10 protein-coding genes and 3 tRNA genes are annotated in these 8,384 nt (G+C 64.8%); 1 reads left to right on the top strand and 12 read right to left on the bottom strand.

All coding sequences use genetic code 11. From position 1 onward, the window contains the following. The 11 genes from WKW80_RS22715 to trpE form a co-directional block, all read right to left on the bottom strand. Positions 1–107 (bottom strand): GTP-binding protein (locus tag WKW80_RS22715; RefSeq protein ID WP_007829589.1); only part of this gene is annotated, 107 nt, incomplete at its 3' end. 117 nt (positions 108–224) lie between these two features. Next, a tRNA-Thr gene (locus WKW80_RS22710) sits at positions 225–299 on the bottom strand. 44 nt (positions 300–343) lie between these two features. Then, a tRNA-Gly gene (locus tag WKW80_RS22705) sits at positions 344–417 on the bottom strand. A gap of 88 nt (positions 418–505) precedes the next feature. After that, positions 506–591, bottom strand: a tRNA-Tyr gene (locus tag WKW80_RS22700). Between the two features lie 46 nt (positions 592–637). Beyond that, positions 638–1,366: a uracil-DNA glycosylase gene (locus WKW80_RS22695; protein WP_340365839.1), complete on the bottom strand. Its 729-nt coding sequence runs from the start codon at positions 1,364–1,366 to the stop codon at positions 638–640. A gap of 9 nt (positions 1,367–1,375) precedes the next feature. After that, entirely contained in the window at positions 1,376–2,176 is an 801-nt protein-coding gene (trpC, locus tag WKW80_RS22690) for an indole-3-glycerol phosphate synthase TrpC (protein WP_340365838.1), read from the bottom strand. Positions 2,177–2,178: 2 nt separating this feature from the next. Then, complete coding sequence (gene trpD, locus WKW80_RS22685) at positions 2,179–3,213, bottom strand: anthranilate phosphoribosyltransferase (protein WP_340365837.1); 1,035 nt, start codon at positions 3,211–3,213, stop codon at positions 2,179–2,181. 17 nt (positions 3,214–3,230) lie between these two features. Further along, on the bottom strand, positions 3,231–4,286 hold the full coding sequence (gene ltaE / locus WKW80_RS22680; RefSeq protein ID WP_340365836.1) for a low-specificity L-threonine aldolase: 1,056 nt from the start codon (positions 4,284–4,286) through the stop codon (positions 3,231–3,233). Positions 4,287–4,288: 2 nt separating this feature from the next. After that, a complete protein-coding gene (locus WKW80_RS22675; protein ID WP_340365835.1) occupies positions 4,289–4,873 on the bottom strand; it encodes an anthranilate synthase component II in 585 nt (194 codons plus the stop codon). Next, positions 4,870–5,259, bottom strand: a complete 390-nt coding sequence (locus tag WKW80_RS22670) for a GxxExxY protein (protein WP_340365834.1) — start codon at positions 5,257–5,259, stop codon at positions 4,870–4,872. The genes WKW80_RS22675 and WKW80_RS22670 overlap by 4 nt, the downstream gene beginning before the upstream one ends. Then, positions 5,256–6,758: an anthranilate synthase component I gene (gene trpE / locus WKW80_RS22665; protein ID WP_340365832.1), complete on the bottom strand. Its 1,503-nt coding sequence runs from the start codon at positions 6,756–6,758 to the stop codon at positions 5,256–5,258. Before trpE ends, WKW80_RS22670 begins: the two co-directional genes overlap by 4 nt. A gap of 285 nt (positions 6,759–7,043) precedes the next feature. Here trpE and WKW80_RS22660 point away from each other — a divergent pair, with 285 nt between their 5' ends. Next, positions 7,044–7,646 carry a chalcone isomerase family protein gene (locus WKW80_RS22660; protein ID WP_340365831.1) on the top strand — a complete coding sequence of 201 codons (603 nt, stop codon included), beginning with the start codon at positions 7,044–7,046 and terminating at the stop codon, positions 7,644–7,646. Here the strand turns inward: WKW80_RS22660 and WKW80_RS22655 are convergent. Continuing rightward, on the bottom strand, positions 7,615–8,346 hold the full coding sequence (locus WKW80_RS22655) for a phosphoglycolate phosphatase (protein ID WP_422822949.1): 732 nt from the start codon (positions 8,344–8,346) through the stop codon (positions 7,615–7,617). The two genes, WKW80_RS22660 and WKW80_RS22655, sit on opposite strands and share 32 nt — an antisense overlap. Positions 8,347–8,384: the final 38 nt, after the last annotated feature.

Here is an 8,384-nt window from a genome sequence, read left to right as displayed (position 1 = left end):
AACACCGTGGCAATCGCAGCGGTCAGCGTGGTCTTGCCATGGTCGACGTGACCGATCGTGCCGACGTTGACGTGCGGCTTGGTGCGGGTGAACTTGCCTTTTGCCATTTTTTCGCTCCGAAAATTACTGGATCAACACACTGACATGGGGTCGCGACGTCGCGGTGACAACTCGCCAACCATCAACACGACCCGGGAGTGGGCGCTGCGCCACACCCTGAAATTTGGTGCCCTTTGCGGGAATCGGACCCGCGACCTCTCCCTTACCAAGGGAGTGCTCTACCACTGAGCCAAAAGGGCTTTTTTTGCAAACCAATCGCTTCCAACAACGAAAACGGACCCACTGGAGCGGGAGACGGGAATCGAACCCGCGTCATCAGCTTGGAAGGCTGGGGTTCTACCATTGAACTACTCCCGCATCTGGGGCACTTCAACAAGCACCCCCGAATCCCAAATTCAGCCAAATTCAGGCAAATTCCAAACGCTCTTTCTGTCCATTTCGTCGCTGGTGGAGAGGGCTGGATTCGAACCAGCGTACTCGTAAGAGGGCAGATTTACAGTCTGCTGCCATTAACCACTCGGCCACCTCTCCGGCGAACCTCGGAATATAGCACGATTGATACGTGCCGTCGATGTTGTTACCCGATATTTTGCACTGAACCGGCTCCTTGCGCGTCGCGCCAGGCCCGCGCCTGCCCGAAATGGCCGCATCCGATGAAGGGCAGCGGCGGGCGCAGCGCGGAAAGCGGCGAGGGGTGGTTGGCGATCAGCACCTTGTGGCACTTCATGTCGATCAGGGCCCGCTTGCTCTGCGCGTGCGAGCCCCAGAGCATAAAAACAACAGAGCGCTCGCCCTGCGCGACGTGACGGATGACAGCGTCGGTCAGGACCTCCCAGCCGCGGCCCGCGTGGCTGGCCGGCTGCGCCTCTTCCACGGTCAGGCAGGTGTTGAGCAGCAACACGCCCTTTTTCGCCCATCCGGAGAGGCTTCCCCCCGGATTCGGGAATTTCGGCGTCGGCGTGCCGAGGTCGCGCGACAACTCCTTGAAGATGTTGCGCAGGGACGGCGGAATGGCCACGCCGGGTGCGACCGAGAAGGCCAGTCCCTCGGCTTGTCCCCGGCCGTGGTACGGGTCCTGGCCGAGGATCACGACGCGCACCTGCTCGGGCGGGGTAAGTTGGAGCGCGCGCAGCGGTTGCGGCGGAAAAATCACGGCACCGTCCGCGAGGCGGTCGCCCAGGAAACCCAGCAGCTTCTGGCCGACGGCGCTGCCGAAGAACTCGTCGACCAGCGGCTGCCAGCCGGGCGCGACGGGCCAATCGGCCGGGTTGTTGCTCGACAGTTGATCCGTGCGTGCTTCTGCCATCGAAACGCCTCAGCGGAAAAGTTCTGCGAGCGCGTCGCCGGGTTCGTCGGCGCGCATGAAGGTCTCGCCGACCAGGAATGCATGGATGCCGGCGACGCGCAGCCTGGCGACGTCGTCTCGGGTGGCGATGCCCGACTCGGTGACCAGCAGGCGATCGGCCGGCAGCTTGGGCAGCAGGTCGATCGTGGTCTGGATCGAGACCTCGAAATTGCGCAGGTTCCGGTTGTTGACGCCGACCAGCGGCGTCTTGAGCCTGAGCGCGCGCTCGAGTTCGGCGGCGTCATGCACCTCCACCAGCACCGCCATGCCGAGCCCTGCGGCGATGGCCTCGAAATCCTTCATCTGCGCGTCGTCGAGCACGGCAGCGATCAGCAAGATGGCATCGGCGCCGATCGCGCGCGATTCGTAGATCTGCCACGCGTCGACCATGAAGTCCTTGCGCAGCACCGGCAACTCGCACGATGCGCGGGCCTGCTTGAGATAGTCGTTGCTGCCCTGGAAGAACTGCTTGTCGGTCAGCACCGAAAGGCAGGCCGCGCTGATGGAGCCGTCGCCTTCGGCGTAGCTCTGCGCGATGTCCGCCGGGATGAAGTCGGCGCGGATCACGCCCTTGCTCGGGCTGGCTTTCTTGACCTCCGCGATGACCGCCGCGTGGCCCGCCGCGATCTTGGCGCGCATCGCGCCCACGAAGTCCCGCGTGAGCACCCGGCTTTCGGCATCGAAGCGAATGGCATCCAGCGGCGTGCGCTGCTTCAAGGCGGCCACTTCCTGGTGCTTGACCGCGACGATCTTGTCGAGGATGTCGGACATGTTCAGCTCGCTCCCGCCGCTTTCGTGGCCTTGATGAATTCGGTGAGCTTGGCCTTTGCCGCGCCGGACTCGATCGTCGCGCGCGCCTTGTCGACGCCCGCCGCCACGGAGTCGACCACGTTCGCCGCATACAGCGCCGCGCCCGCGTTGAGCAGGACGATGTCGCGCGCCGCGCCGGGCTGGTTGTCGAGCACGCCCATGAGCATGGCCTTCGACTGCTCCGGCGTCTCCACGCGCAGGGCGCGGTTGCTCGACATCGCGAAGCCGAAGTCTTCGGGGTGCATCTCGTATTCGCGGATCTCACCGTTGCGCAGTTCGCCGACCATCGTGGCGGCACCCAGCGAAATCTCGTCCATGCCGTCGCGGCCGTAGACCACGAGCGCATGCTCGGTGCCGAGTCGCTGCAGCGCGCGCACCTGGATGCCGACCAGGTCGGCATGGAACACGCCCATGAGGATGTTCGGCGCGCCGGCCGGGTTGGTCAGCGGGCCGAGGATGTTGAAGATGGTCTTGATGCCGAGTTCCTTGCGAACCGGCGCGACGTTCTTCATGGCGGGATGGTGGTTCGGCGCGAACATGAAGCCGATGCCGACGTCGGCGATGCATTTGGCGATCTGCTCCGGCTTGAGGTTGATGTCGACACCGAGCAGTTCCAGCACATCCGCGCTGCCCGACTTGCTCGACACGCTGCGCCCGCCATGCTTGCTGACCTTGGCGCCCGCCGCGGCCGCGACGAACATCGAGCAGGTCGAGATGTTGAAGGTGTGCGAGCCGTCGCCACCCGTGCCGACGATGTCGACAAGATTCGTGGTGTCGGCCACCGGCACCTTGGTCGACACCTCGCGCATGACCTGCGCCGCGGCGGTGATCTCGCCGATGGTTTCCTTCTTGACGCGCAAGCCCGTGATCAGCGCGGCCATCATCACGGGCGAGCATTCGCCGCTCATGATGAGCCGCACGATGTGCAGCATCTCGTCGTGGAAGACCTCGCGATGTTCGATGGTGCGCTGGAGCGCTTCCTGCGGGGTGATGGGCATGTCTGTTTCCCAGGTTCTCAGGTGTTGAGGAATTGGCGGACGACGGTGAGCGCGCGGTCCACGCCGGCTGTATCGACGTCGAGGTGCGTGACGAAGCGCAGCTTGTAGAGGCCGGTGGCCAGGATGCCGTTGGCCGCGAGATGCGCGAGCAGTTCGGCCGAGCGCGCCTTGGCTGCGCCTTCGAGGTCGACGAAGACGATGTTGGTCTGGGGCGGCTCGACGACGAATCCTTCGATGCCGGCCAGGCCGTCGGCAAGCCGTTTGGCGAGCGCGTGGTCCTCCGACAGGCGATCGATGTGATGGTCGAGCGCGTGCGATGCCGCGGCTGCGAGCAGGCCGGCCTGGCGCATGCCGCCGCCGGCCATCTTGCGGATGCGGTGCGCGCGCGAGATGAACTCGCGTGAACCGCACAAGGCCGATCCGATCGGCGCGCCGAGGCCCTTGCTGAAGCACACCGAAACGCTGTCGAAGCACTGCGCGATACGGCGGGCCTCTGCGCGCGCATCGCCGCCGGTATTCGCGGCCTGCGCCACGGCGGCATTGAAGAGGCGCGCGCCGTCGAGGTGGCGCTGCAAGCCCTTCGATTTCGCCAGGCCGGTGGCGGCCTGGACATAGTCGAACGGCAGCAGCTTGCCGCCGAGCGTGTTCTCCAGCGCGAGCATCTTCGTCCGCGCGAAATGCGCGTCGTCGGGCTTGATCGCAGCTTCGATGTGGGCAAGCGGAATCGAGCCGTCGGGCGCATGGTCGAGCGGCTGCGGTTGCACGCTGCCGAACACCGCCGCACCGCCGCCTTCCCAGCGGTAGCAATGGGCCATCTGGCCGACGATGTATTCGTCGCCGCGGCCGCAGTGCGAGAGGATCGCGCAGAGGTTGCTCTGCGTGCCGGTGGGGACGAACAGCGCGGCTTCGAATCCGAGCATGGCGGCGATCTTTTCCTGCAGCGCGTTGACGCTCGGATCGGTACCGAACACGTCATCGCCCAGCGGCGCCGCATCCATGGCGGCGCGCATCGCGGGCGTGGGTTGCGTGACGGTGTCGCTGCGAAGGTCGACGGTGGCCGGGGTGGTTGACATGCTCAGTCCAGGAAGTTCTTGAGCATCGCGTGGCCATGCTCGGTGAGGATCGATTCGGGATGGAACTGCACGCCCTCGATGCGCACGTCCTGTGCGAAATCGGTGTGGCGCACGCCCATGATCTCTCCGTCGTCGGTCCAGGCGGTGATGGCCAGCGACTTCGGGCAAGTCTCGCGTTCGATCGAGAGGGAGTGGTAGCGGTTGACGACGAACTTCTCGGGCAGGCCGGCGAAAACCCCCTCTTGCGTGGTTGTGATCTCGCTGGTCTTGCCGTGCATGAGTTGCTTGGCGCGAACGATCCTGCCGCCAAAGGCCGCGCCGATGGCCTGATGGCCGAGGCATACGCCAAGGATGGGCAACTTGCCGGCGAAGGCCTTGATGGCCGGAACCGAGACGCCGGCCTCCGCTGGCGAGCACGGTCCGGGCGATATCACCAGGCGCGCGACACCTGCCTGGATGCGCTCGCCGATCTGTTCGACGCTGATCTCGTCATTGCGCTGCACCTCGACGTCCGCACCCAGTTCGCCCAGGTATTGGACGATGTTGAAGGTGAACGAATCGTAGTTGTCGATCATCAAGACTTTCATGGCTTGCTCACGATCCTGTGGACGCCTTTGACGACGGGGAAGATGTTGAAGTTGATCAGCAGGCCCAGCTTGAGGCCCGACAGCCGCAATGCGGCCATGACTTGCGCACGGTGGAAGTCGGTCAGCACATCGGCGGCCCTGATCTCTACGATCACCGATTGCTCGACGACGAAGCCGGCACGGTACACCTCGCCGAGGGGCCGGCCCTTGTAGCTGGCCGACAGCGGCACGTCGCGCTTGAAACCGATCTCGCGCTCGGCGAGTTCGACTTCGAGCGCCGCGGCATACGCGCTTTCGCTCAAGCCCGTGCCGAGCACACGCTGCACTTCGACGGCGGCGCCGATGATCTCGTGCGAGAAGTCGTTCTGGATGTCGGGCGTGCTCATTCCAGCCCCTCCTCGACCAGTTCGGCCGCCCTGAGCAGCGCTCGCGCCTTGGCCTCGGTTTCTCTCCATTCAAGCTCGGGTACTGAATCGGCCACGACCCCCGCGGCCGCCTGCACGTGGAGCACCTGGTTCTTGATGATGCCGGTGCGGATGGTGATGGCCACGTCCATGTCGCCTGCGTAGCTGATGTAGCCACAGGCGCCGCCGTAGATCCCGCGCTTGATCGGCTCCAGTTCGTCGATCAGTTCCATGGCGTGGACCTTTGGCGCGCCGGTCAAGGTGCCTGCCGGGAAGGTCGCCTTGAGCACGTCGATCGCGGTCATGCCGTCCTTCAGCGTGCCCTCGACGTTGCTCACGATGTGCATCACATGGCTGTAGCGCTCGACAGCGAAGGCTTCGGTGACTTTCACCGTGCCGATCTTCGCGATGCGGCCGATGTCGTTGCGCGCCAGGTCGATGAGCATGACGTGCTCGGCACGCTCCTTCGGGTCGTTGATGAGCTCGAGTTCCGCCGCCTTGTCGAGTTCGATCGACGCGCCGCGCGGGCGCGTGCCGGCGAGCGGCCGGATCGTCACCTTCTGCTCGCCGTCGGGCATGTTCTCCTGCCGCACCAGGATCTCGGGCGAAGCCGCGACGACGTGGAATTCGCCCATGTTGTAGAAGAACATGTAGGGCGACGGGTTCATCGAACGCAACGCGCGGTACAGCGACAACGGCGACTCGGTGTAGCGCTTGCTGATGCGTTGGCCGACCTGCACCTGCATGAAGTCGCCGCCGGCAATGAGATCCTTGGCGCGTTCGACTGCGCCCAGATAGTCGGCCTTGGCGAAAGAACGCTCGGGCGGGTGCGGCTGGCTCGGCCTGACTTGCGGCGCTGCCACCGAATACTTGAGCTGTTCGCGCAGTTCGCGCAGGCGGCGCTTGGCGTTGGCATAGGCCTCGGGCCGCGTCGGGTCGGCGTAGACGATCAGGTAGAGCTTGCCGGAGAGGTTGTCGATAACGGCCAGTTCCTCGCACTGCAGCAACATGATGTCGGGGCAGCCGAGCGTGTCGGGCGGGCAGGTTTTCTCGAGCTTCTTCTCGATGTAGCGGACCGCGTCGTAGCCGAAGTAGCCGGCCAGTCCGCCGCAGAAGCGCGGCAGGCCGGGGCGCAGCGCGACCTTGAAGCGGCGCTGGTAGGCCTCGATGAAGTCGAGCGGGTTGCCGGTGGCCGTTTCGACGACCTGGCCGTCGGTGACGACCTCGGTGCGGGCCTCGGCGCCGAAGCCGCTGGCGCGGATCAGCGTGCGGGCCGGCAGGCCGATGAAGCTGTAGCGGCCGAAGCGCTCGCCGCCGACGACGGATTCGAGCAGGAAGCTGAACTTGCCGCCGTCCTTGGTGTGTGCCAGCTTGAGATAGAGCGAGAGCGGGGTTTCGAGGTCGGCAAAGGCCTCGATCATCAGCGGGATGCGGTTGTAACCCTGGGCGCTGAGGCTTTTGAATTCGAGTTCGGTGATCACGGGATGTCCTCCGTCTGCCGGCCGGCGCTTCGGTGGCCGGCGGCGTTGTCATTCATGGATGGCCCTGAGTCCAGGAATACTGATCAGGCGCCGCGGGCGCACGGCGTGCGCCGTGCAATCAACGAGACAGCGACGACGGGCGACGCCAGGGCCAGGCTCCCCGGCTGCCTTGACCTGTCTGGATGACGTGATGAATGAACATGGAGCGGCGAGTTTAGCCGAGCGAGAATGCGCGTACAAAAAGATACATTCAGGCTCTCGTTCGTTCGCACCCAAAGGAGATCCATGTTCCAGACTGCCATCCGGCGATCACTTCGTTCGGCGCTGATCGCATTGGCTTCGCTCGGCGCCCTGGGCGCTTCGGCCGCCGCCATCGACGTGGCGGGCGTCAAGCTGGACGACGGCATCGAACTGCGCGGCAGCAAGCTGCAACTCAACGGCGCGGGCATTCGCTACAAGACCATCCTGAAGGTCTACACGGCCGGGCTCTACCTCGGAAACAAGGTGGGAACCACCGAGGAGGTGCTCGCCGCCGCGGGCCCCAAGCGCCTGACGATCACCCTGCTGCGCGACATCGACGCCAACGAATTCGGCAAGCTGTTCCTCCGCGGCGTCGAGGACAACTCGCCGCGCAACGAGTTCGGCCAACTCGTGCCCGGCCTGCTGCGCATGGGCCAGCTGTTCGCCGACCAGAAGCAGTTGAAGGCCGGCGATACCTTCACGGTCGACTGGGTGCCCGGCACAGGCACGGTGATCACCGTCAAGGGCGCGGTGCAGGGCGAATCCATCAAGGAACAGGCGTTCTTCAACGCCTTGCTGCGAATCTGGCTCGGCCCGAACCCGGCCGACTGGAAACTCAAGGACGCTCTTCTGGGCAAGCCGACCTGAGTTCGGCCAGGCTGTCGACGAAGGCGTCGGCATCGACGTACTTGATTGGCTCGCCGTGGTTGTAGCCGTAGGTGACGAGGACGACCGGGCAACCGGCCGCCCGGGCGGCCTGCGCGTCGTTGCTGGAGTCGCCGACCATGAGCGTTCGCGCGGGTGAGGTGCCGAGTGCCTCGCAGGTTTTCAGCAAGGGCAGCGGATCGGGCTTCTTGCGCTCGAAGGCGTCGCCGCCGAATACGAATTCGAAGTAGCCGTCGAGTCCCTTGGCCGCGAGCAGCGGCTTGGCGAAGTCGTTCGGCTTGTTGGTGAGGCATGCCAGTCGGATGCCTTTTGCGCGCATGGCCTCCAGGCCTTCGACCACCCCCGGATAGACAGCCGAGTGCTGGCCGTTGATGGCGAGATAGTGGCGCGTGTAGTGCCGCCAGGCCGCGTCGCACAGGGCTTCGTCGGCATCGCTGCCGCGCACGTGGCACAAGGTCGAGCGGATCAGGTGCTCTGAACCCTTTCCGACCATGGATTCGACGTCCTTGGCGGTGACGTGCGATAGCGACAGGTCGTCGAGCATGAGATTGAGCGCAACAACGAAGTCGCCGATCGTATCGACCATCGTGCCGTCGAGGTCGACGATGGCTGCGTCGAAGGTGGAAAGGTCGAAGCTGAAAGAGTTCAAAACAATCGAATAGGGTTCTCGAACATCCGCCATGGGAGCCCATCCCCCAGAAGGCCGGGTGAAAAAGATTA

The sequence above is a fragment of the Variovorax humicola genome (assembly GCF_037889915.1).
Taxonomy (GTDB): Bacteria; Pseudomonadota; Gammaproteobacteria; order Burkholderiales; family Burkholderiaceae_C; genus Variovorax; species Variovorax humicola.
The sequence above is the reverse complement of the archived record's forward strand: the minus strand, read 5'-3'. Positions and strand labels throughout refer to the sequence as shown.